We start from the raw sequence: 24,280 nt of genomic DNA, 5'->3' as shown, positions 1-24,280 counted from the left end.
GTTACCTCCGGGGATCTCGCCAAAGGGTGCCGCACCGGGCCGGTAGCAGGCTGCCTGCTTGTTCCATCAACCCACCGGGCTGCAATTCCGCCTCTTGTTTTTCAGAGGGCCCGCTATGATTTTTATCACCTATACCGTCGGAGCCGCCCGCCACTCATCTTCGTGAGCGTGGCCAGCGGCAGAGCCATCCGGCGGCCGGAGCCCATTGATGACCGATCCCACCTCGTACTCCCCGCCCAAAGTCTGGACCTGGATCAAGGAAAATGGCGGCAAGTTCGCCAGCACCAACCGGCCGATCGCCGGACCGACCCATGACAAGGAACTGCCGGTCGGAAAGCATCCGCTGCAGCTCTATTCGCTGGCCACGCCGAACGGGCAGAAGGTCACGATCATGCTGGAAGAGCTGCTGGCGCGGGACTTCCGCGGCGCGGAATATGACGCCTGGCTGATCAGGATCGATGGCAACCAGTTCGGCTCGGGCTTCGTCGAGATCAATCCGAACTCCAAGATCCCGGCGCTGATGGACCGCTCCGGGCCGACCCCGGTCCGGGTGTTCGAGTCCGGTTCGATCCTAATGCATCTGGCCGAGAAGTTCGGCGCTTTCCTGCCGCGTAGCGGGCCGGCCCGCACGGAGACGCTGTCGTGGCTGTTCTGGCAGATGGGCAGCGCGCCCTATCTCGGCGGCGGTTTCGGCCATTTCTATGCCTATGCGCCGACCAAGATCGAATACGCCATCGACCGTTTTGCGATGGAGGTCAAACGCGAGCTCGACGTACTCGACCGCCGCCTCGCGGACAATGAGTATCTGGCGGGCAAGGATTATTCGATCGCCGATATTGCGGTATTTCCCTGGTACGGCGGCCTGGCGCTGGGCCTGCTCTACGGCGACTCCGCTGAATTCCTCGACGTGAAGTCCTATAAAAACCTGCAGCGCTGGACCAAGGCGATCGCCGGCCGTCCTGCCGTGAAGCGCGGCCGGATAGTGAACCGGACCTCGGGCCCGCTGTCCGAGCAATTGCACGAACGGCACGACGCCTCCGATTTCGAGACCAGGACACAAGACAAGCTGGCCGAGGCAACCTGAGGCGGTCGTCGCCCTCTCCCTCCTTTTCGGAAGCACTGCCCAAAGGACCATCGTCATGGCCAAGCAAGCCTGGTACCGCATCCTCTACGTTCAGGTGATCATCGCGATCATCCTCGGCGTGACGCTCGGATACTTCTATCCGGATGCGGGCAAGGCACTGAAGCCGCTCGGTGACGGCTTCATCGCGCTGATCAAGATGATGATCGCACCCGCGATCTTCTGCACGGTGGTCCACGGCATCGCCTCGATCGGCGACATGAGCAAGGTCGGCCGGATCGGCGGCAAGACCCTGCTGTATTTCGAGACCGTCTCGACGCTGGCGCTGGTGATCGGCCTTCTGGTCGGCCATTTCCTGCAGCCCGGCACCGGCTTCAACATCGATCCCGCCACGCTCGATCCGAAATCGGTCGCCAGCTATGTCAGCCGTGCCAAGGAAGAGAACTTCGTTACGCACCTGCTGGCAATCATCCCGAGCTCCTACTTCGACTCTCTGGCCAAGGGCGACCTGCTGCAGGTGCTGCTGGTCGCCATCCTGAGCGGCTTCGCCATTTCCCATATGGGAAAGCCCGGCGAGCAGATCACTCGCGGAATTGACCTCGCCGGCAAGATGTTCTTCCGCATCATCGGCATGATCGTTCAACTGGCGCCGATCGGCGCGTTCGGCGCGATGGCATTCACGATCGGCTCGTTCGGATTGGGCGCGCTGGTCAATCTCGGATATCTGATCTTCACCTTCTATCTCGCCTCGCTGCTGTTCGTGCTGCTGGTGCTCGGCGCCATCGCGCGTGCCTTCGGCTTCTCGATCCTGCGCTTCATCGCCTATATCAAGGATGAACTGCTGATCGTGCTCGGCACCAGCTCGTCGGAGACCGTGCTGCCGCGCATGATCACCAAGATGGAAGCGCTCGGCGCATCGAAGCCGGTGGTCGGACTGGTGATCCCGACCGGCTACAGCTTCAACCTCGACGGCACCAACATCTACATGACGCTGGCGACGCTGTTTCTGGCTCAGGCCACCAACACGCACCTGACCTACGGCCAGATGGCGACGGTGCTGGTGGTGGCAATGCTGACCTCGAAGGGCGCCTCCGGCGTCACCGGCGCGGGGTTCGTCACGCTCGCCGCCACGCTGTCGATCATCCCCGATATTCCGATCACGTCGCTGGCCATCATTGTCGGCATAGACAAGTTCATGAGCGAGTGCCGCGCGCTGACCAACCTGATCGGCAACGGCGTCGCGACCATCGTGATCAGCCGCTGGGAAGGCGAACTCGACCGCGACCAGCTGCACAAGGCGCTGCTGCACCCGATCGACTTCGGCGAGGAAATGGAAAAACAGCCGGCGTGACGGGCGAGTAATCCCCGGCCATCACGCACTCTGTGCAAGGCAGGCTACTTCGGACTTGAAACGCGGACGGCTTCCTGGCCGGCGCTTACGCCGCGCCTTTCAGCTTCTTGGTGCATTCGCTGTAATAGCCGCCGCCCTTCTGGATCCACTTCAGGCCGCCATTGCCGGTGCCCGACTTGTTGGCGTTGTACATGTCGACGCAGGTGTGCATGCGGGCCTTGCCGGCCGTTTCCTTGGCGTATTTCGGATCGATCGCCGTTGGGAAGGTGGCCGGGCCGGTTGCCACCGGCGCGGCCGCAGCCGTTGCCGCGGGCTTCGGCGCGGCGGGCTTGGCCTCGGCGGCTTTCGGCGCAGGCGTGGCGGCGGGCGGGGCCGTGGTGGTCACGGCGGCCGGCGTGGCGGCGGCGTCAGTGCCGCACTGCGCCTTCCGGAAATCATTCCACTTCTGGCCGGCCAGCGTGCCGGCGGTCTGCGCCGCTTTGTATTTGGCGCTGCATTCCGACATGGTCAGTGCCTGCGCCGGGCTCAACGCCAGCATGGCCAGGCCGGATGCCGCGATGGCGCAGGACAGGATCTTGCTTGTCTTCATGATCGTTCACTCCCTCGACACACGATGAATTGACAATGCCATCCTAGCGCGACGATGGCGGGGGGCAACGCCGGCGGCCGGCATTATGGCAAATTATCGTGATCGCGGTTGCGGTGCACGCGGCTTTTCATTCACCCGCCATTCAGCCCGTCGGCGCGACGCTTGCCGCCTCTTCAACCCGAGGTGCCCCCATGATGAAGTTCTCTTCCCGCGCAGCTATCGCCGCCTTCGCTTCGCTGATGCTGATCGGCGCCGCCTCCGCGCAGAGCCCGGCGCCAGCCCCCACGCCGATGACCAAATCCGCCCCGGTCGCGAAGACAGCCCCGGAGGCCAAGTCGGAAGCCAAGACCGCGAAGCCGCGCACCGAAGTGTCGCTGGAGTGCTCCAAGCAAGCCGACGCCAAGGGATTGCACGGCAAGGAACGCCACAAGTTTCGCTCTGACTGCAAGAAGACCGGCGGCAAGAGCTGACGTCAGCTTGATTCCCTCTCTGCCCGACGCAGCGTAACAGCGCCGGGCAGACGCGGCGACCAGCAAAGCGCATTTGTAGGCTGCGCCGGACTTTGCCATAAGGCGGGGTCATCTGAGTCCGCGCGCGAATGCCACTTGCACTTCCTACCCTCTCGCAAAACATCACCACGCTGCAGACGCTGGCCGTCGGCGCGGTCGGCGCGACGTTGTTCTATGTCGCGGAATTGCCGGGCGGGCTGATCTCTGGCGCGATGATCGCGGTGGCGCTGTTCGGCATGTCCGGCCGCCCCGTCGGGCTGCCACAGCCGATGGCGCATGTGATCCTTATGACGCTCGGCCTGTCGCTGGGATCGATGGTGTCGCCCACGATGGTGAAGAACCTCAGCGCCTATCCGCTGACCATCGCGCTGCTGGCCGTCGCCACCTTCTGTTCAACCTTCGGCAGCAGCCTCTATCTGCAGCGGTTCCACGGCTGGGACCGCACCTCGGCGCTGCTCGCCGGCAGCCCGGGCGCACTGTCGCAGATCATCATGCTGGCGACCGAGCGCAATGCCGATGTGCCGGGCATCGCCGTGGTGCAGATCTTCCGCGTCATGATCCTCACGGCCGCGGTGCCGCTGCTGCTCGCCGCCACCGGGCTGATCGGCCACGGCCCGCTGCCGTCGCGCGGCGAGCCGGCCACCGCGCTGGCGCTCGCCGAACTCGCCGTGGCCGCGGTCGCGGTATCGCTGCTGATGCGCTGGATCCGGTTTCCGGCAAGCTGGATGTTCGGCGCGATGATGGCGTCGTCGATCCTGCACGGCACCGGCCTGGTCGAAGGCGCGCTGCCGCAATGGGCCTATATCGCAGCCCTCACCGGCATCGGCACGCTGATCGGCTCGCGCTTCGGCAAGATCAGCCCGCGCACCGTCCTCAGTCATCTCTATGCAGCGCTGGGCTCGTTCGCCGTGGCGATCGCGATTTCGTCGGTGTTTGTCGCTGCGATTGCGCTGACCACGAATGTCAAACTGAGCGACATCGTGGTCGCCTTCGCGCCGGGGGCCATGGACGCCATGCTGGCGCTGGCGCTGACGCTGCACATCGACCCCGTATTTGTCGGCGCGCATCATCTGTCACGCTTCGTCTACGTCTCGATCGTCACGCCGGGCATCGTGCACCTGTTCGGCAAGGCGCAGGACGATATCGACGATTAGAGCGCCTTCGCGGTTCTGGCCGTGCCCAACGCGGCAATCGCCGCCATCAGCAGCGATATCAGCACGTTGTAGCCGGCCAGCGAGACGCCCAGGAAGCGGAACTGGACCTCGTCGCAGCGGATCACCTTGACGCTGTCGAGGCGCGACAGCAGGCTGCCGGCGCTGCCCAGATTGCCGACCGGCCCGGTGCAATCGGTCGGCCCCGGCCAAAAACCCCATTCGACGCCGGCATGGTAGGCGCCAAGGCCGGCATTGCCGAGCGCCGCCAGCGCGAGCAGAAGCAGGCCCCCGATCAGCACCGCGCGCGGCGCCCGTTTCGCCGCGGCGATCGCCACCAGAGCGGCAAGCGGCACCGCCAGATAATAGGCATAACGCTGCTCGAGGCAGAGCGGACAGGGCAGGATGTCCAGCACCAGCTGGAAGAACCAGGCCCCTGCCAGCGTCGCCGCGGCGATAACGCCGACAGCGGAGGCCGCCAGCAGCGCCGGATCAGACTCGCCGCGGGCTTGCGCGGGCTTCATGGTGGTTGCGGCGGTCACGGCATTCTCCGGGTTCAGCCTGCCTCGTATCCCGGTCGCCAAAGCCTGTCGAGGCGGATGCGATCACACTGGGGTGTATGGCCGGGCACGTGCCGGTTGACCCGCACGGAACGCCCGCTATATTCCGCCCGCTTCGCACCGCTGCCTTGGCGGCGGCGCGATGGCCCCTGTGGCGGAATTGGTAGACGCGCTCGACTCAAAATCGAGTTCCGCAAGGAGTGCTGGTTCGATTCCGGCCAGGGGCACCATTCCTGAACAGACTTACGAACCACGGGCGTCGGCTGGCCATTCGGACCCAGGGTGGCCCGAATGTTTTCATTCGACCCGATAATGCGGATGGTGTTGTCGGAAACGACGATCGCGTCGACTACGGCGCTCAGATAGGCCTTCCGGGCTGCCACATCTCCCGAGATAAGCTGTTCGCGCATCAGGCGGGCAAATCGGTCGATTGCGACGGGGTCGATCTCGATCGGGAGGGCGCTGGACCGTTTTGCGTAATCCAGGGCTTCCAAAGCGCTGTCGCGGGCCGACTTGAGCGCAGCCACGCGATCTTTCAGAGCCGGGTCGGTCCCGTCGATGGTGCCAGCCTCGATCGACCCGTAAAGCCGCGATAGCCGCTCCCCAGTGTCGGCAACCTGCCTTGCCAGATCCGTCAGGCGCTGATCAGCGGACGCCTGGCGCCCGTCTCTGCGGGCCTTGAGGGTCATCAAGATGGCGGTGACCCGCTCAGGCTGGAGCAACTGATCGACCAGGGCCTCGACGACCAGCTTTTCGATGATCGGACGGGCGATCTTGCGGTTTGCGCAGCAAGCGCCGTTATCCTGTTTGTGGCGGCCCTGTTTGATGGCCTGGCAGCATTTGTAATAGGTGTGGACCTTGCCGGTGCGGGATGTGCCGGTCGCCGTGGTCAGCGCACAGGACGTTTTGCAGTCACATCGAACAAGACCGCCAAGCAACGAGGGCGCCGAGGCCAACCGTGGACCCTTGAGTCGGGGTTGTCGGGAGACCAACAAAGCCTGGACCTCGTCGAAAGCTGCTCGGTTGATGATCTCAGGCACATCGTATTCGACGATGTCGGCCTCTTTCTTTCGCTCACCAGCTCCGCGGTCGTATTCGTTGAAGCGCCGGGTGCCGGTATAGGCCTCGCGGGTCAGGATTTCGTGAACAGTGCCGGTGCCGAACAGCGATCCCTTGCGGGAGCGGTAGCCGCGCTCGTTCAGCCATAAGGCGATCTTTTTTGTGCCGAGCGGTCCGCTGGTGCCATCGCCGTTTCTGGCGAGATCGAAGGCGAGCCGCACCACCTCCGCTTCAACCGGTTCGATGGCGAGCCGCTTCTTCTGTTTGTTGCCGATGATGTCGGAGTCGACGGACTTGTATCCGAACGGGATGTTGCCGCCATTGGAATAGCCCAACCTCGCATTGGCCAGCATCGTGCGGCTGGTTGCCCTCGATGTTTCCTTGGATTGATATTCGTTGACGATTCCGATGAACTTTCGGAACATGTCTCCAGTATCATCTTTGGTCAGGGGTTCGGCGAACGAGATCAACTCGACGCGATGCTTGCGCAGCGTCTGCACCGTCAATTCCTGCTCGACCTGATTGCGGAACGCACGGGAAAAAGAGAACACGAGAATTGCGTCGATCGTTCGAGTCCCATCGGTCGCACGCGCAATCATGGTCTCGAAGCCGCTCCGTCTCATGTTGGTAGCCGTTTCGCCCTCGTCCCGGAACACGCCGACAACGTTATCCCCGTCACGCTTACATCGCCCCAAAATTTGGGAAATTTGGTCCGAGCTCGAAAGCATATTCTGGCTCTGGGCCAAAGTTGAGACGCGGCTGTACACCAGAACATTACGGGGCTTTGGTGCAGCTACAGCGAGTTCGACGTCAGCCGCCTGGAGATTCTTGCGTGCCATATTTTATTCCTTACGCTGTACTGTGGAGAGTCTATCGGCCTCGCAGATTCATGGGAAGGCCTCATTTTTCCAGTCGCTTGCACGGTTAAAATCAGCCGTACGGAAGCCACTGTTTGCAGCGGCGTTCCTACTAGACGCGGAACGCTTCGTCGACGGCAGCAGTGTTTTCCTGCAGCATCCTGCGAAACATCTCCTCAGCTCGGAGATAGGGCGCCATCCGGATGAATCCGGCAACGAGCATCCGTGGTGCCAAGTTTGGGCAGGATCCAGCACCAGCCGCGTGTTGACGTTGACGGCGTCGATGTCAGCGGCTCCCAACCAGATGGCACATTTGATAGCGATTTTAGCGACGAGCATGGTGGGCATGACATAACTTCCTTTTTTGGGCTGATCGGGAAACGACTTGGCGGAGCCCTAGATTCACGGCAAGGAATTCCGCGATTGGTCAAAAACGGCATCGAGAATTTCTGCGAAGTAGCTTTCGATGGCATCGAGCTCCGGCCGATTGACAGGGATCGGGTCGGGAAGCTCATTGATGATCGTCCAGAACTCGGCATCGGAAGGCCTTAGCTTCGTGGTAACCTTCCGAACGGTCTTCTTGCTGCAAACGCGCGTTAGCGATGCTGTGGGAACAGCTGAGCGACCGGGGCGCAGTCGAATGTTGGGGCGGGCCGGTTTAGTCACGGCCATACCCCGCCGACCGGTCAAGCTGGCGGGTCAAAGCCTGCGAGCGCGAGGCCAGCTCAACTGTGAGATCCAGCGTGCAGGTCTTCACGTGCAACCGGCTCAGCCGAGCAGCCAGCCACTCCAGGCGCCGCTCTGGCTCAATGAGCGCGCCACGGCGTTCCGAAAGCGACAGATCCAATCGGAGCTGCGCGTCGCACGCTTTAGTGTCCAGAAACAGCTTGGTCCGCTGGCGCGCCCGGGACGATGCCACGACGATATCGGAGCGGTTCATGGATGGGCTCAGCAGGACAAAGGCGTGTTCGGTCGTGGCGCCCTGGCAACCGTAAATGGTTGTGGCATAAGCATGGCCCAGGCGCGCGCGGCCGAGCTCATCCGCAATCTCCGAGAGTTTGAAGTGCGCCAACCGCTCACCAATGACGACATGCATGGTGGGATCGACCGCGTCAGTGTTGTCGATGTGCGTCACCGTCGCCATCGTGCCGTTAATGACGCCGAGTTCATCGTGGCGCAGCGAAAACCGGACCCGGTCACCCATCGCGAAATGCAGCGTCTGGGCATTTCCGGATCGTGAAACAGCGTTCACCGCCAGTTCCGGACCTCGGATGAGCTTCGACGCTTTCAGGCGGGCGCGAACCTCCGCATTGATGGCGTTCACCTGCGCATTCGTCTTGGCAATCAGCAGCGCCGCGGGATTGGAGACGACGGCCTGGGTTTCCTGCCAAGCGTCGACCAAGGCAGTGATCGCCGCTTTTTCTCCGGCGGCCAATGTCAGCAAGTCGCGTTCATCGTAGGCTTTGAGGGCTTCGATCGCCCGGCCATTGGTGAAATCGGTAACAGCCTCGCGCGCCCAGACATCGTGCTGACGCACAATCGCATCGACGCGCGTGGCATGCGCCAAACTGGCGACGATCATAAGTCCGCTACCGGACCCAACCGCTTGGAGCTGCTGCCGATCGCCGATGAGAATCGCCTTTGCGCCGGCCTTTTCGACCTCTGAAAGCACCGAAAACATTTGGCTGGACGACAACAAACCTGCTTCCTCGATCAGCAGAACGGAATTGCGATCTAGAAATTTGCCGCCCGCCTTTGCCGTCGCGATCCAGGCGTCTGTGGCCTTCGATTCGATGCCGAGCGCAGAAAACTGATTGCTGATATTCCAGGCGGCTGCCGTTCCCACCAGCCGCGTTCCGGGGAGCTCGAGATACGCTGAGGCGACTGCTGCGATCAGCGTGCTCTTGCCAGCACCTGGTGCGCCCTCACACACCGCCAAGGACGCGTTAGTCGTTGCAGCAAGAGCAGCGTTGGTCTGCTCGTCGGTCAACCCTCGGACACGGCACAATGCCGCAACGCGAGCGGCATCAGGGGCTGAGCGGCGGCGACCGAGAACACGTTCGGTGAGCGCGAGCAGCTCGCGTTCAAGTGCGATCTGTTCGGGCGTTGAGTAAATCGGCTGACCCAGCTTGTCGCGCCCGAGCTGGACTACACGACCGGCGTCGATAAAGCGCTTCGCCTCTAAATCGATGCGATCCGCTCCGGCGCCCGTTCCCACCAGCGCCGTTCCGATCGCCGCCAACAGATGCCGTTGCTCGAAAAGACTTTCGGTTTCTGTCAGCTGGCTGGGCAATGCCAGCATGCGCTGGACGATGACCGCCTCGCGCTCAGCCAGGGCAAGCTCCCGATACGTCTGCAGGTCCGAGACATATCGCCCGACATCGACGAAGGGCGCCGCCTGTTCAGCCCACGTCGCGAAGCGATCGCCGGGACGTTCTTCTTGCTTCGAGGTCCGGGTACCAAGCGCGACGGCGGCAGCCAACGCCGGTGCGCTTGCCGTCGTCAGCCCCTCGTCAGCCAAAGCTTGCTCAATTTCCTGGCGACGAGCTGACATGAAGCGTCGGAGCTCGACGCCGCGCTCCGCCTCCTGACCACCACGTTCATCGACGATTTCGAAAATGCCGTTTTTACCGATTTCGCCGATCGCAAAGCCGAGACGCTGAAGATTTGAAGCGAGCGCCAAATGATAGGCCGCGCCGGCAGCCATCTTGAAGGCGAACAATTGGCGCGCATCCAAAGCACCAATCGTGCCGTCATTGCGGATCGCGCAGTTCAGAATGACCTGATGATTATGCAAATTGGGATCGGCGAAGACCGCGCCGTTTTCGTGCACGACAGGTCGTGATTCTCCTTGCTGGAATGAGGCGACCGTCAGCGACACGGCTTCCAAATGGAGACCATTCTTGCCACGTCGTCCAAACGCGGCATGCCGGTCCAGAAACGCGATCGTCGCCTCGCAGGCCTGCTGCTGAGCCTGTTCAATCTGGCTCCGCGTCTTACGGTTAGCTAGTGCATAGGCGATTGAGACGGACTTCGGTGCCGACAACGTGAGGTCGATGCCCGCAACACGATTACCGGCTGCACCGGTAGAGCCGGCGCTGCTCAGCAACGGTTGGCCAGATTGGTCAAGACCGTCGTGCAAGCGCTCGAACGCGTCCGCGTTGACGGTAGCGCCATGAACTGCATCGAAATTGTTAGTCGCCGAAATCCAACGACACGCAGGCTCACCGCCTCCAAGATAGTACTCGGCCTGCTTGGTGTAGTACCGCGCCGTCGTGCCAGCCGCGAGAGTCGCAACCATGAGAACCTCCATTGAGGTCCTCTACAAATCACAGCATTGTCAGGGGGGCGGCGAATGGAAGTCCGCAATACTTGCTTGCTGCATTCCGCATGGGATGCGCCGCGGGCTCTGATCGCCTTAAACGCGATTCATTCAAATTAGAGGAATAGCCTTCAGTCAGACGGCAGGGATGTCGGACTACTAATGCAGCAAGGCCGATGAAGCCCCCGTCTGGATTTTCAATCAATTAACCGCGTTCATAGGAATGACATGCCGCAAGTCGCCGAAAAGCCAACACCTATCGTTCTTAAGGACGCCGTCAGTATTTTATACGATGCCGCGTGGATTGCGGATCATACCAGAATATATATCAACCCCTACTACGACCTCACCGAGCAACAGGTTGTCGCCATCACGGATGAAATATGTTGGTGCACAGGTTTCGCGGTACGAGTGTTTCGGATTTCGCTCGATGACTTGCTTGCAGAGAAAGTGTCTGTTTCTAGCCGCGATCGTCTGAATTATATGGCTGGAAAGCCGATCTGGCGCCTTCCAGCCATGTTTGTTCCTGGCGTCCGAAAGGGAAGTCGTAAAAGTCCGGTTGGGCGAGCATTGCGACAGGCGATGGCGATCCAATCCGTAATCGGCAAGGCCGTCGTCAAGCCCCTGCTCGAAGCTGAGTATGGTCGCTATCCCAATCGTTTTCCTAGGGGTCAACACTACACCCTGTCAGATGCGCACGCGCTGCAGTTCATGGAGCATGCCCTGGGACGCCCGTGCTTTGTCGATTTAGAAGGCGATCTTGTTGCCGAACGCGACGTAATTGTCTCACGGCCCACCCAAAGTGATCCAAACGCAAAATATTTAGCGATCACGTGCTACAAGTTTGAAGCGGCACGAACTATTGCACGCGAGACCATCGACAAGCCAAAACAACGGGGTGCGTTTGGCTTGGAATATAGGGAGACACGCCCGCACATCTTTGAGTCCAACAATGCTCGTGTGGACGACGAGATGCGCGACGCAAAAAGTACTTTTGGCTTCGATCTGGATGGGACCGCGATGGGTGCTTGGTATCATCGTGTGGTGACTGCTCTTCGGCTAGGAGCCAGCATTTTTGACGAACTTGATAGCCTACGTTCGGATGTCGCCGACAAGATGGTTGACGAGAATGTAGAAATTCAGCGTCTTATGCGACTGGATCATTCAACGCCAGCGGACACGGCAAGGATCGGTGAATTGCGAGCCGCCATCACGGTGGCGGCTATTGAATTCGACGGGAGGATCGCACGCGTGCTGTCGCAGGTCGACAGTGACCAGCAGAATGCAGTGTCTCGTTGCTTTGCACCGCTTGATGCAGCCATTCTTGCGTTTTTCGGCGGCGTCAATGCACGTTCAACTATACCCGGAATTTGTCCAGAACTGCCATCGTTCTTTGAGGATGTCTTGGAAAGCCTGGTTTGGCTAGGGCATCTGCAACGTCATAGGGTGAGAGATTTCGACTATAGCGCCGCCCGCACGTTCCTGAATGCTTTGCATCACGCAGGGGGCGAAACAGACCAGCACTTGCTGGTCAAGAACTGTCTGGAAGTAGGCATGTCGTTTCTGAACAGAACCGATCGGGCACTGTTTGTTCAGGCCGCCGAGGAGATCGCGTCGACAGGCGAAGTTCGAACGGTTTTCCTTGCGCTGCAAGATTCCGTGGCGGCCGACGGCCAAGTGGTGAACGACGAAATTCCCGAGGACGAGCATCACACTTATTTCCGGTTTAACGCTGAACTGGGTATGTGTCAGAGCATTTCTCCGGAGCTGGACTTAAGGTCTACATTCGTCAGCCTGCCACCGTTCTATCAAACCCAATGGCATGGCCGGTGGCGGATGCAGCGAGACGAGGATGATTATTTTAAGGGATTGGTCTTAGCTTGATACGATAAAGCGCAGTTGATTTTTGATCGGCCCCATAACATGGGGCCGATTGCATTCGCCAGGGGTGTCTCCGATAGCGCTTAGAACAAACCTCCCCAAACAGGAGGTTACAATGTCACGCACCGTCAAGGAGGTTCTCGCTGCCTTCGTTCTTATGACCCGTACTTTGCTGAGTGAGATGAAAGATGATCTCGGAAGGTACGCACTGCCTACGGCGATTCGTAACGTGCGAAACGGGATTCGCCACTGTTGCCCCAGGGCGATCGCCGATACTATCGTCGCCCGGTACCCGCACTGTTATATGCTCAACGCAAGCTACCGGGACTTTCCGCGCCTCAACTTCGTGGAATATCGGTCTCTTGCTCCGAATGGGAATGTACCGTTGGTTCGCGTCAATGAGCCGGTTCTCATGGCTCTGGCGCCGCACCGTGTAGACAGCCTCCCGAGTTTTCGGGAGAAAGGTGCGACGTTGGTTCGTGGCGATGGCTTGCTGCCATTGCCGTCTGGCGCCGCGGTTATTGCTGCGATCCAGAGCTGTGGCTGGCGCATTCTTACCGTGGACGATGCGCAGCGCGTCCTCAATGAGCGCTCGAACATCCGGCCGGAGGGTGGCTACTTGGGCAGACGGCAGTGGATTTCCAATGTTGAGGATATCGCCGGCAGGATGAAGGTGACCAAAAGCCTGTTCGCGATTTGCGAGGATGTTGTCGCCACAAGGCAGGCAGTCATGGTTATCTATACTCCCGGCCTTCCGAAGCCATTCCGGCTGTGGCAGGTCAGCCTGAAGGCGACGATGCCCGCATTGCCGCCCCTTGCGTAGTCGAGACCGGTCAGAAATTGGGCGCCCGCTAGGGCGCCCAATTTGTCGATAGCTGTTGCTGATGGAAATACCATTGAGCGGCTTTATGATTCGGATTTCATGACGTTGTATGCACCCTGACACAAACCAGTTGAGGTGCTTTCGGGAAGAACGTGGTGCTTCCGTCGTTGAAGCATGTCTGGGCGCCCTCTGGGGCGTTGACGCCCAATAGGTGGATCCAGACGCGCGGATGTCGAACGTGCCGCTGTCGATGACGGACGCCTGGCCAACGTTGCTCCGCGGCGGCAGTGACAGTGGTCTGTCGGAACTGTGGCAATGTGTAGGACGACGACGACGACAAGCCGTGCGAAGGCGCCAGGAAGATGCGGCCGGTGGCGACGTTCTGGCAGCAGTTCAAGCCGGACTTGAGTGCGCATTCAAAGCTGAAGATCGTGTGGGATATTGCCCGTCATTCCCTCATTTATCGAACAACTGTTCCGGCGCTCAGACAACTTGGAGGCATCACGTCGCCATACATCGCTCCCTTTAGACAGAAGCAATGCGCTTTAAACGTTGGTGCTTAAATTAAGTCTGAAACAGTTGCTCTACTGCGGTGTAGCTTCGTCGACATGCGGCAGCGCACTAACAATTACAGGCTCGTCTTTTTCGATCGTCCCGGAATCCTCGGAAACCGCGCGCCACCTTTCCAGCCGCGGCAGCCCAAAAGTCCATATATAGCCAAATTTCCGCTGCAACCAACTTAGTGGCAGCAATTGATTTTCCGGCCTGCCTCGCGCTCGAAGCTCCTCGTTGTGTGCTTGAAGGTCAATGAGGCGTCGAACTGGGCGCTCGTCCTTCTCAATCTGAAGCCGCGCCGTCCGAGCTTTCTTGAGGTTAGCTGGGGTCGCCTCCCACCCTGCAATCTTGCCGCTGAGATCTGTGAAACGACGGCAAAGCGCATCATGAATGCGTGCCTTTCGGTTGAAGCGGAAAATAGAGTCTAATGCTGCTGAAGCCGCGACGACCCCGGTAAGGTATTTCGCGATGTCCAAGTCTTTCGCAAGAACAACGAAAAAACTTGCTGTGCCCGTCAAGGCGGTTGCCGCGCGGATCAAATAGTAACACCACTCATAGTAGGCGAGCATCTTGGAATGATAGCGACGTGCCCGCTCGACGGCGAACGACGCATAGAGATATTCGCCATCATTCCATTCGCTCACTTCTTTTTGTCCGGCGGCGGCTTGATCCAGTCAGTCGTTTTATGCTCGTTCGCCTGTTCTCTATGGCCGGGCTGCTGCGGAGCAGGTCGCGGCGTCGGAGTGGTAGTAGGCGCAGGCTTCTTGGGCTGATCCTTGTCGTGATCCTCGGACATGCTAAACTTTCTTTTTGGGGCGCGTCGGCGGTGGCTTTAGCCAGTCGGTTGTACGTCCTGACGATCCAACACTGCGCTTTGCTGTTTTCTTGACGGCGGATTTTTTCGATTTTTGGACTTTCTTCGCCATCCACTCTCCCTCATGGCCTATCGAGTGGGCAGTGAATTACTTCTGGTTGTCAAGCGGCATCGAAGCCCGCCGGCCGCAGCCGACCGACGGTCCCTTTCGCCTCCGCCGCCATCAATCCTCAGTGAGCTAATAATGTTAGAAGGACTGGCCGTCGCTGTATCCGCTTGAGCCCGCAATCGATCGATGTCGGCTTGCCGATTGCCGTGGACCATAGCTTGCCACCCCAAAAACGGGGCTGCGATGAATAGTAGACGGTAATCGCCAGCGCCACTCGACCTCGGATGCCGTTCGCAGTCGCCTTTCCATGTTGATGTCTTCCTGTCTCTTTCTTTATCGGTTCGGAAAGAAAAACGACATGGATTGTACAAAGGAAAGGCTGCGCGGGCTATGCGGCCGCATGGCAGCGGCCTGCGGCGCCGACCGGCCGACTGCTTGGTCCGTGGCCGCTTGGCGTCCGGTTAAGCGTCACGATGCGCCGCTGTCAAAATAATTTGCGGTGATTGCATTCGCGAGGGGGACTCTCGGCCTCGGTTAAGACATCACGTCGGCGATTGGCGCCGGCTTGATGAGAGGTTCCTCCGATGACGAAGTCGTTCCCCCTGAGCCTGCCCGTTGCATTGATTACCGCTTCCAAAAAGGGCGGTACCGGCAAGACCCACTTGATGACGACCATCGCCGATCTGCTGACGCTGAACGGTTATCCTTACAGCGTGTTTCAGGCCGACGACAAAAAGCGGCTCAGCAAGATGCTCGGCGCGCGGGTCGTGGATCTGCGGCCCAATCCGGATCTGATCATGAACGATCCGGCTCTGGTGCGCACGGCGTTCACCCCGTTCTACACGGCATGTCAAGCCGCGGTACCCGCCGGCAATTCGGTGCTGTTTGATATCGGCGCTGACGAAGTGGAAAACACCGCGAACTATCTCACCGACGTCGAAATCGATGAAGATCTCGGTACGTGGAAGCTGCCGATGCTGGTGTTCGTGCTTGTGCAGGCCGAACCCGACGCCATCGGATCCGCAGCCGAGACGATCCGCCGCTTCCGGAAGGCGGTTCCGAGCGCACATCTGGTCCTGGTCGAGAACCTGCTCGAACGTAAGCCGCTTGACCAACTGTCTGCTGCCAGTATCGCCGGACAGCAGTACGCAAAGGAACTGAAGCCGCTGCTCGACCACGTCACGCGGATGGTGATGCCGGGGATCATCTCCGAATTTTGGGAGCCGTATGAGAATGCCGGTTTGCGGTTCCTCAAAGCGCTGGCGATGGATCCTGCGGAGGGCAGCAAGCTCCTGAAGAAGCCGGTCGGCGACGTCAAACTCGCCCGGCGTGCGGTCACGATCTTCTTCAGGTCGATGCACGGCGCCCTGTCGCAGCTCATCAACCTGCCGAAGGGTGGTGCGTGATGCCGGACGCAATCAACAATCCCGAGCCGGCTCCCAAGCCTGCTTGGGCCTCCATCCCTCCCTTTAAGACCATCATTGAGGAAGGTACCGAGGAGATCAAGCGGGAGGCCAATGCCCTTGTGGAGCTTACGCTGGATTCGGCAAAAGCCGCCGATCCGAAGATCCTTCGCAAATGGGGAGACGATGGCGCGCGATACTTTTTCAAGCGGCTCAAGGCGCGCGTCAAACAACAGGTAGGCGTGGCAGCGGCCACCAGGGCCATCCCAGGTGTTGCGAAGGTCGCGGCACCGGCCGGGCGCCACGCGCTCCCAACAAAGGCTACTGCCGTTGTCGCGAAGGTGCGCACCAAAATGAAGCTGCCGTGGAAAGCGGCTTTGTCGATAAGCGCAAAGGCACCCGTCGTCGCCGTGAAGAACTGGCAAGCTCAGCAGCGTTATCGCTCGTCCTACGTGGCAGCGGCGACCACGCGTGGGCTCCTCGCCGCGGTGATCTTAACCATCGGCGCCATCATCGTTCTCCGGCTGATGGCCTGACATCTCATCACCGCCCAATCCTCTCAGCAGACTGGAACACACCATGGGTCTTTTCACATATCTGCAAGTCGGCCTCAAGCCGCGTCCGCACCCGTTCGTGGCCACTACTATCGGGCTCCTCGTTGCCGGAATCATACTTCCGCTGGTCATCGTCGTGCTGCTGGTCGCGGGATCCATCGGCGACCATTATGTTTGGTCCGAGTGGATGGTCGCACTTGCCGCTCTGACTGATGGTTCCAAGCTCTGGACCTACATCGTCGCGCACCGGCCGATTTTGCTCGTTGCGCTCGGCATCAGCATTGTCGCCGGCTACATGACGAGCCTCGAGGCGAAAGATCGGACGCCGTGGACGGAGCCGTTCCAGACGGTCGACGATGCCGACCCCCACGTCTACTACGACGAAGATGCGCGCATGAAACTGCAATGGAGCTTCAGGAGAGAAGCAGGAGCGGCGACCAAAGGTTTCTGGTTGGCCCCCTATCTCAACCTGCCGTTTACACTGGAAAGCCGAAATCTCTTGGTGGTTGGCGCCTCCGGCCACGGTAAATCCAATATCGTGCGGGCGATCGCCACCCAGACGATCCAACGGGGCGACCGCACGGTCATCCACTGCAACAAGGGCGACGTGACCCGGAGCTTCGACCTTCGCGATGTGGTTCTGATTTCGCCGTCCCATCGGGACGGCTGGGCTTGGGACATCGGGGCAGATTTGGACGGTCCTGCTGCAGCCGCAGAGTTTGCCCGCGATGTCATCCCGTCTTCTGACCAACCGTTCTGGTCGGATTCCGCTCGCCTCATCTTGACCGACACTATCAATGCCATCTCGGTCGAAAAAGGCCAGAAGTGGGGACCGCTCGACCTCCTTTTGGAGCTTCTAAGTAGCCCGGAAGATCTCCGCCTGAAGATCGCGAACATTAATCTCAGCGCCAGCCCCTTGCTTGCCAGCGGTGCCGACGGCGCCGACAAGACCGTCCAAAGCATCATGTCAACGTTGCTGTCCGCGGCACTTACGACCCTGCGCCCAATGGCTTACGCTTGGGCGGGCCTGCCGCCGGAAAAGCATTTCTCCATCAAAAGGTGGCTTGCCACAAACTATGCCGGCCCCAAAATCGTCATCGTTCAGACTTCACCAAACTTCGAGGCGATGTCGACGTCGGTCTGCGGCGGCGTGCTGCGCCGTATCTGCAAGGGGGTTTCCGACGCATCCATGGCGATCGACCAATCTCGCCGTACCACCCTCATTCTGGACGAGTTCTTTTCTCTAGGCAAAATTGAGGGTCTGGCCACGGCGCTTTCCGTCGCGAGGGAGAAAGGCTTGATCTGCGTCGCCGCCGTTCAGTCCATGGAGCAATTGCGGCTGCTATACCAGGACGAATCGGTCCTCCTTTCTGATCTTTTTCAGATCAAGATCTATAGCCGGCTTACCGCCGGCGACGGCGCCGCCGATGCCTCAAATACTCTCGGGTCGCGTGCGATCCGTTGGCAAGCGCCGAACAAAAATCCTGGGCAGGGCGATAAGCGGAAATTCATAACAAAGGACGAAACCAAGCCCATTGTCACCGCCGCCCAGTTCGCTCGCGATTTCGGGTTGTTCGAGCCCAATACTAACAGGGAATACATCAGGGCGATCGTGCACTACGCCGGTGCCGCCCACCGACTTGACTGGCCGGCAACCAGATGGAGTGTGAAAGGCGAAGGGTTTGTTGCGGCCGCCTGGACCCGATTCTAGCTCATAGATGGACCTTGGCTATCCCCGCCACCGCTGTGATAAGAGCGTCGTACCGCTTTTGGTCATGAGGGTCTGTTGAGACCTGGAGGTCGGCCAAAACCTTCTCAAAGCTCCTCCTGAATCGAACAGGAGGTCGCGGGTATGGGCGTTGAGGCTGGTGTCAGCCAGCAACGCGCTGAAGACATCGGATGCTATGCGGTCCGGACCCTGGAAGGGTCGAAAGCGTCCGTTGCGTATCGCGCTATGCGGACATGCTGCTGGCTATCCCGGTAAATCGCTCCTCGATCTCGGCTGCCTGCGTGACTCCAGCCCTGACGAGAATATCAAGGCACCTGAGGATATCCTCAGAAACGTCGGGAAGCGCCGCTGTCGCTTGCGGGTCGGCGTCGAACGTGCGAGCAAGCCAGCTGCAAGTCCGGCCGCCGATGTCTTTTTCAGACCAAAAATTGGTATCGGCGCCGTAGGACGCGCACCAAGCCGTCATTGCCTTCACGACATAAAGAAGCAGCGCGGCGCGAGGTGACGAGCTGATTAAATTCAAGAATAAGACCGCGAGATAGCCGGAGGATCCGGCTCCGGTGACGAGCTCCGTCAAAGTCGAAATAGTAGCATCCAACCCGCCCCAGTTGGTTGGAGTGCTTGGCCTGCCGTTATTGACGAAAGACGAAGCTTGGTAGAAGATGGCAGTTAACGCGTCGCCGGCATGGCGCTCGCTTGAGAATGTCTTCTCTCTTTCATAGCGCCGAAAATTCCAACCCTGTTTGATGCGGTTAGCCAATAACCGACGGACTTGCGCCGGGTTCTCAGGCGTTTTGGTGTCTATTGCCAGCGTTGCGCGATCAAAACCCCGGACGAACGGCGCCATGGCGTCATAGAAAGACTCGTCCCTGAATTCCATGATCGGGGCCAAAAACATGGTCACGACATCGCGGTGGGGCAGCGCGACAGACAATATCCCGGCGAACTCGAAAAAGTGCAGATTCCAGGTTGATGGGCGGTGATCCTGATCGTGATCCCCGGCCCCGTGCGGTTCATTGGCTTCGCATGTCCACTGCATCATGTGCTGACACAGCGCGACAATCCATGGAGGCAACACGCCCGTGGTGAAGCGATCGAGATGGCTTATCATCATCCCCAGCGCTTGTTCGTCCACGTAATCTTCGGGTTTGCTTTCGGTAAGGTCGTCATTCTCATCCGGCGTCCAGTCTCCGAGCCGGAGTCCGCGACGCGGTCGCGACCACCAGTCCGGCAAGTCGGGCCAAGTGGGTTCACGTTCTGCGCCATCAAGCCACCGCTGCTCCGCAGCAATCGCCGCCTCGATCCTTTCCCGGCGATTGCGCTGATTCACCCCGACTTCATCGTCGCTGTCCGTTCGATGCGGATGAACGGTGTTCGTCATGAAGATGCGAACCAGCGCGCAAGGCAGCCGCTCATCGACACCCGCGAGATCAAAAAAGTGTTGGCCGAGTGCCCGTTCCACGGCGGGGTGCTCGTCGCAGGCAAGCCGCATGAGCATATCGCGCGTCGCGATATCTCTATTCCTTAGATATAGCGCAACTAAACCCAGGACGGCGATTGCCGTGGCGTTATGTTCGATCTGGTCGTTTCCGCGATATTCCTTATCTTTTACGGATGAGGCCGTTTGAAGTACCGACCTTACCCACACCATGACATCGGCGCGATCTGACGACTCATAGTCACGCGCAGCAAGCGCTGCAGCCATTACCACAACCCGGCGATCCCATTCTTTGCTAAAGTCGCTGTCGCTTTCATCGTCCTCTTCAGATGGTCCAGCATCATCGGCGACCTGCGTCTTTGCCCAGACAATGCCTTCGCGCACAATGGCGGGCGTCGACTTGTTACGCCCAAACAAAGCATCCTTCACCTTCATGCGCAGGCTGAGATGTTCCACATTAACGTCCGCATCAGCGCCCTTGATCTCTTTCAGCCGGAGCTCCTCGGGATCAAGCTGAAACTGGCGAACTTCAGCCTCTGAGCCGTCTTGCAGTCTCACTTTGATCACAGGCCAATGTTCAGGAATTGTCATGCGCTGCGCGCGATCAGCCGTGGCGCCCAACCCGTTGATCGGGTCTTCGTTCTCAATTGGCTTCTGCTTAATCTCGTTCCTGGCGCGCTCCAGCGCGTTACGAAGCTCTTCCAGTTGTTTTGGCTCTCCACGGAACAGGTACTGGCCAATCGTATCGGTCAGTTGGGCGCGCCTTGACGGTTTGGCGTCAAGATCAGCGCGCTTCACGCGCGCCGTGCTCGCCTCTTGTTCGAACAAACTCATCCGATCAACGCCTGTCAGGTCCCGCAGGTGCCGCGCGTTATCAAATACTAGTATCTCCGGCGTGGCCACAATCGGCCATGCCGCGTCGCGTGACTTCGGCCAATGCGACAGCACGAGATCAACCGCGACGGATACTAAAGCGATGCTTGATCCATCCGGGCCAAGGACATCGTGCAAGACATCCGCGAAAGGACGTCCTGCCTCGATCTGCTGATGTCCCCAGGCTTCGAGCGCCATCAACGCCGATGCGGTGATCGTCGAAGGCGCGACGCTGCGAGCCCAATGATAGATCGATTGATCACCCTCGAACGACTTCGATCCGTCGGGAAAAGGGATGGTGACCCTGGGGAAAGGCCGTCGCGCCTCAATATACTGCTCCCGCCACCAACGGGTGGCGTGCTCGACGAGCGCACGGATTAGCCTGAGCCCGTCAGCAGGCGCGTGCTCGAGAAGATCGAGGAACGGGCCTTGGGACGGCGAAGCCTGCGTAAACAGGTGGTCGTTCGCGCCAAACGGTCCATACCGGTTGCGCCGCCCGCCATACCAGTCGTCCGGGTCGTCTTTCTCGATGAGTGTTCCCAGCACAAAATTCGCTAGTTCGGTGGGTGCAGCTTGCGCCAGCGATCCCGGAGCGCGCAGGATGGCTTGCGCCTCGCGATGCCGGACGGCGTCTGGATCAAGAGCCGAGAGATAGCCTGCAGCGGCAGCCGGATTTAGGCGCGCGAAACTGAACACGTTCATGCGAATTTCGTCGCGCACGTCTGTCAGATGTGGAATTCGCAGAGGCGGCGGCGCTTCGCTGATGTGCTTGTACGAGCGGGGCACCATTTCATCTTCGATCAACGCCAGCCAGCCGAACAGCAGACCCACGATTTGCGCATTTATTTCCGGAGATTGGCTCTGCGTCGAAATCAGCCACGCCTGAAACACCTTGACGACGTCCGGAATGACTTGAGAAGGCAATGCATCCGCTTCTCCAACAAGCCACAGCACGAGCCAGGTCCAGCCCATCCCCTTCGGCACGATCAGGTCTTCGACACCCGGCGGGATCGCGACCGCAGGCTGGATACGCGCGATGACTTTGACCAACGGAGTCGACTCGACCGCGATCATCAGCCTGATGATCTCGCTCAGACGGCGGCCTCCGGATTCGAGCAATACGGACTTCAGGCCCATGAACAGCGCTAAAGCCTGTTCAGAGCGAGGCAGTGCAAGCAGAACCGGGCGCTTCCAACTTCCATGAACGCCCGGCCTTTCGACCGTGGCAAGCAAGGTCAGCCAAGTGGCGCCGGTGGCGTCAGTGTCAAGCGCAAGCCGCGCCGCTATTTCGAGGCAGCGGGCCAGGCCAACTGCAATCGGCCCTTCCATAGGCACCGCGCTTAGCAGGGCTCGATTTTCATGCAGCATGAAACCGACGGTCCAATCGCGCAGCACGTCGTGCCGGTAACTGACCGTTGCGCCCTTAATGTCTTCCTGCAGACTGTCGAATCTCAGGAGCGCGACAACGGTCGACGACTCGAATTCATCGACGTTGAACACCGTACGGCCAGGGTTCGCAATCACTTGGGCGCCAATCATTCGCAAAACTTTTAACCGGAAAAACCTGTCCGCATCCTCCGCGCGGCCACCGCCGTAGCGCCACCACAGCCGGGCCAAATTAACTTCGCTTGCAATGCTGGTCGCTGCGCCGGCCAGGCCCGCGCCAAGTTCAATCATGCGCGACAGATAAAACAGATTCCGGGCGATGCCTTTCGCGGGATGATCGGCGCTTAGTATGATCGCGAGCGCGTGATTTTCCTCGGAAAGAACGACGACTTCGTCGTCCGTGATGGCGCCCACATCAAGCGCAGCAATACCGACAGTCCTTACCTGTTCCGAGACTTTGCTTTTCCATTCATCATTTCCAAGGCCGCCCGTAACTACGGCGCGCCAGCCCGGATTTCGTGCAACGCTTATGAGAAGATCCGAGACGGTTGCCCAATCGCCCGGGTCGTCGATCTGGTCGATGTTGTCGATAAAGAGCGTGGCTCCGCCGCCGCAGCCCAACTCGTTGAAGAGCTCGTCGCGCGATACCGGACACCCAATGGTGTGTGCCATCGTTAGCCAGCCGCCCGGGATGATCCGGCCATTGCGCAGGATAATGATGCGGCCTTCCAGCTGAACGCGACGTGCGACATGCTTCAGGATCGACGATTTGCCCGTGCCGGCCTCGCCCACGAGATGCACCACGCGGTTCTGTTCGAGCGCGGCATAAACCCCGTCGACCAGTTCGGTACGGGCGAGCCTCACCCCGCCGACCTGATCTTTGATTTCGGCTAGTGCGTGTTCAGCCGCTTCCGCCAGGCGGTTGTCCACGGCCCGCAAATCCGCACGCTGATCAAATTGATATCCATGTTGCGTGTTGAGTGAGGTGGCTAACGATGGCCTGTCTAACGCGCCGCCTGCTCTAGCGCTCACGCCAGCGTGGTGGATCAGGACCGGCCAAAGGTCGGCCGCACGTTCGGCCTGGTGGTTAAGCAGCACCAAGCGCGCTCGTTCACGCGCGCGATGCGCGTAATCCGAACCGGGCGATTCGAAATCGAACGGTAGGATCTGGAAGCTGCGCAGCAGCTGCCAAACCGTCTCATCGTCTGTCGGCGCGCCCGCCAGGGCAAGATTGGCGCTGAACACCTTGACGAAGTCGCGCATGTCTTTCGACGAAAATTTCTCGCGGTCGATATGCGCTTTAAAAGTCGCTGAATCGGGTAGCTGCCGCGCCCAATGCAAGACTTCCTGGCAAGCCAATTCGACCCGCGTCGTGGTCCTTGCAATGGCCGCGGCTAGTTCATACCGGATCTTCCCGAACTCAGGATTTTGCGCAGCCTCCCACATCTGCGAAACGACATCTTTGAATTCATCGTCGGACGCGATGAAAGTCAGCGTCCGCTTGGCTTGAATCTCAAGTACTGCTGCTGAGCCGTCAGCGTTCACAGCTTTTATGATGACGTCATCAAGGGGGTGGCCTGAACCGCGACGCTGGAATTCGACAGTTCGGATCGTCGCGCCCGGTAGCCCGCGCGGCTCACTCCCTGCGAGAAGTGAGAGAAGATAGAACGCACCAACGCTAGCCTCGAATTGCGGGCCGGCATTACCCGTCGCTGCGGGCGGTGCAATTTGAGGCGGTGTGGACACGCCGATATTGTGTTCCGTATTTGTTCGGCGTGCAACGCAGAAGGCGGGCTACCCCCAATAATCCAACTGCATCAAGCGACAATCGGCTATTTTGTAAAATCTAGCCGGTCTGGGTGGCAAAGACGTCTGCAAGTCAGCGCCGTGGCCGGCGACCCCATATTTCTTGAAGCAGCTTGCGTCCCTGCGGCTAACCGTCGTGGCAGTTGCCTCACGGTCTGAAGGGTAATCTGGTAAGACGCGAGAGGGCCAACGCTATTTCGTCATCAGAAACGTTTTCGCGATCGCTCGAAGGCGACCGGAGGTCTGGCGAGGCGGTTTCGGTTGCCGTCGAATTGGCGCCGCGAGGCGGGCGTGACTTCGGAAGCTCGGCAACGGACGAGGGCTCCGTCCTTACAACGCGTTGATTGTCGACTAGAGGGGGGCTTCTTAGCGGCGGGCCGTTGACTGCTTTCGCGGCATGGCGAACCAGCCGGGCATGGCCGACACGCAA

At 59.8% G+C, this 24,280-nt stretch carries 18 protein-coding genes, 1 tRNA gene and 1 pseudogene; 10 read left to right on the top strand and 10 right to left on the bottom strand.

Annotation, left to right across the window (positions count from 1 at the left end):
* Positions 1–208: 208 nt before the first annotated feature.
* Positions 209–1,084, top strand: a complete 876-nt coding sequence (yghU, locus tag JWQ24_RS04945; protein ID WP_299805107.1) for a glutathione-dependent disulfide-bond oxidoreductase — start codon at positions 209–211, stop codon at positions 1,082–1,084.
* A 55-nt stretch (positions 1,085–1,139) separates the two neighbouring features.
* Positions 1,140–2,432, top strand: a complete 1,293-nt coding sequence (locus JWQ24_RS04940) for a dicarboxylate/amino acid:cation symporter (protein WP_299805104.1) — start codon at positions 1,140–1,142, stop codon at positions 2,430–2,432.
* Positions 2,433–2,517: 85 nt separating this feature from the next.
* On the opposite strand, the gene JWQ24_RS04935 is transcribed toward JWQ24_RS04940, so the two are convergent.
* Positions 2,518–3,021, bottom strand: a complete 504-nt coding sequence (locus tag JWQ24_RS04935; RefSeq protein WP_299805101.1) for a hypothetical protein — start codon at positions 3,019–3,021, stop codon at positions 2,518–2,520.
* A 194-nt stretch (positions 3,022–3,215) separates the two neighbouring features.
* On the opposite strand from JWQ24_RS04935, the gene JWQ24_RS04930 reads away from it, so the two are divergent.
* Entirely contained in the window at positions 3,216–3,491 is a 276-nt protein-coding gene (locus JWQ24_RS04930; RefSeq protein ID WP_299805197.1) for a PsiF family protein, read from the top strand.
* Between the two features lie 128 nt (positions 3,492–3,619).
* On the top strand, positions 3,620–4,684 hold the full coding sequence (locus tag JWQ24_RS04925; protein WP_299805099.1) for an AbrB family transcriptional regulator: 1,065 nt from the start codon (positions 3,620–3,622) through the stop codon (positions 4,682–4,684).
* On the opposite strand, the gene JWQ24_RS04920 is transcribed toward JWQ24_RS04925, so the two are convergent.
* Positions 4,681–5,205 carry a disulfide bond formation protein B gene (locus JWQ24_RS04920; protein WP_299805195.1) on the bottom strand — a complete coding sequence of 175 codons (525 nt, stop codon included), beginning with the start codon at positions 5,203–5,205 and terminating at the stop codon, positions 4,681–4,683. The genes JWQ24_RS04925 and JWQ24_RS04920 overlap by 4 nt on opposite strands.
* Before the next feature lie 181 nt (positions 5,206–5,386).
* On the opposite strand from JWQ24_RS04920, the gene JWQ24_RS04915 reads away from it, so the two are divergent.
* Positions 5,387–5,471, top strand: a tRNA-Leu gene (locus tag JWQ24_RS04915).
* 771 nt (positions 5,472–6,242) lie between these two features.
* Here JWQ24_RS04915 and JWQ24_RS28550 read toward each other — a convergent pair.
* The 4 genes and pseudogenes from JWQ24_RS28550 to mobF all read right to left on the bottom strand — a co-directional run.
* A pseudogene (locus JWQ24_RS28550) lies at positions 6,243–7,028 on the bottom strand (recombinase family protein); the annotation flags it as partial.
* Positions 7,029–7,187: 159 nt separating this feature from the next.
* The gene (locus tag JWQ24_RS04905) at positions 7,188–7,505 is read right to left on the bottom strand and encodes a hypothetical protein (protein WP_299805095.1); all 318 of its coding nucleotides are present in this window, start codon (positions 7,503–7,505) and stop codon (positions 7,188–7,190) included.
* A 54-nt stretch (positions 7,506–7,559) separates the two neighbouring features.
* A complete protein-coding gene (locus JWQ24_RS04900) occupies positions 7,560–7,823 on the bottom strand; it encodes a hypothetical protein (RefSeq protein WP_299805093.1) in 264 nt (87 codons plus the stop codon).
* On the bottom strand, positions 7,816–10,458 hold the full coding sequence (gene mobF / locus JWQ24_RS04895; protein ID WP_299805091.1) for a MobF family relaxase: 2,643 nt from the start codon (positions 10,456–10,458) through the stop codon (positions 7,816–7,818). The genes JWQ24_RS04900 and mobF overlap by 8 nt, the downstream gene beginning before the upstream one ends.
* Positions 10,459–10,707: 249 nt before the next feature.
* Here mobF and JWQ24_RS04890 point away from each other — a divergent pair, with 249 nt between their 5' ends.
* A complete protein-coding gene (locus tag JWQ24_RS04890; protein WP_299805089.1) occupies positions 10,708–12,363 on the top strand; it encodes a hypothetical protein in 1,656 nt (551 codons plus the stop codon).
* A gap of 112 nt (positions 12,364–12,475) precedes the next feature.
* A complete protein-coding gene (locus JWQ24_RS04885) occupies positions 12,476–13,183 on the top strand; it encodes a hypothetical protein (protein WP_299805087.1) in 708 nt (235 codons plus the stop codon).
* 584 nt (positions 13,184–13,767) lie between these two features.
* Here JWQ24_RS04885 and JWQ24_RS04880 read toward each other — a convergent pair.
* From JWQ24_RS04880 to JWQ24_RS04870, 3 genes are read right to left on the bottom strand one after another with little or no spacing between them, the layout of a single operon-like run.
* Complete coding sequence (locus JWQ24_RS04880) at positions 13,768–14,382, bottom strand: hypothetical protein (protein ID WP_299805084.1); 615 nt, start codon at positions 14,380–14,382, stop codon at positions 13,768–13,770.
* Positions 14,379–14,534 (bottom strand): hypothetical protein, encoded by a 156-nt coding sequence (locus tag JWQ24_RS04875; protein ID WP_299805081.1) that lies wholly within the window; start codon positions 14,532–14,534, stop codon positions 14,379–14,381. The genes JWQ24_RS04880 and JWQ24_RS04875 overlap by 4 nt, the downstream gene beginning before the upstream one ends.
* 1 nt (position 14,535) lies before the next feature.
* Positions 14,536–14,664 carry a hypothetical protein gene (locus JWQ24_RS04870; RefSeq protein ID WP_299805079.1) on the bottom strand — a complete coding sequence of 43 codons (129 nt, stop codon included), beginning with the start codon at positions 14,662–14,664 and terminating at the stop codon, positions 14,536–14,538.
* A 581-nt stretch (positions 14,665–15,245) separates the two neighbouring features.
* Between JWQ24_RS04870 and JWQ24_RS04865 the strand changes: the two genes are divergently transcribed.
* The 3 genes from JWQ24_RS04865 to JWQ24_RS04855 are packed head-to-tail and all read left to right on the top strand — an operon-like array spanning position 15,246 to position 18,329.
* Positions 15,246–16,067 carry a hypothetical protein gene (locus JWQ24_RS04865; protein WP_299805076.1) on the top strand — a complete coding sequence of 274 codons (822 nt, stop codon included), beginning with the start codon at positions 15,246–15,248 and terminating at the stop codon, positions 16,065–16,067.
* Positions 16,067–16,600: a hypothetical protein gene (locus JWQ24_RS04860; RefSeq protein ID WP_299805073.1), complete on the top strand. Its 534-nt coding sequence runs from the start codon at positions 16,067–16,069 to the stop codon at positions 16,598–16,600. Before JWQ24_RS04865 ends, JWQ24_RS04860 begins: the two co-directional genes overlap by 1 nt.
* Positions 16,601–16,643: 43 nt before the next feature.
* Entirely contained in the window at positions 16,644–18,329 is a 1,686-nt protein-coding gene (locus JWQ24_RS04855) for a type IV secretion system DNA-binding domain-containing protein (protein ID WP_299805071.1), read from the top strand.
* A gap of 241 nt (positions 18,330–18,570) precedes the next feature.
* Here the strand turns inward: JWQ24_RS04855 and JWQ24_RS04850 are convergent, their stop codons facing one another.
* Positions 18,571–23,790 carry a hypothetical protein gene (locus JWQ24_RS04850; RefSeq protein WP_299805069.1) on the bottom strand — a complete coding sequence of 1,740 codons (5,220 nt, stop codon included), beginning with the start codon at positions 23,788–23,790 and terminating at the stop codon, positions 18,571–18,573.
* Between the last annotated feature and the right edge of the window lie 490 nt (positions 23,791–24,280).

The organism is Tardiphaga sp., assembly GCF_028290495.1.
GTDB lineage: Bacteria > Pseudomonadota > Alphaproteobacteria > Rhizobiales > Xanthobacteraceae > Tardiphaga.
This window is presented reverse-complemented; position numbering and strand designations above follow the sequence as displayed.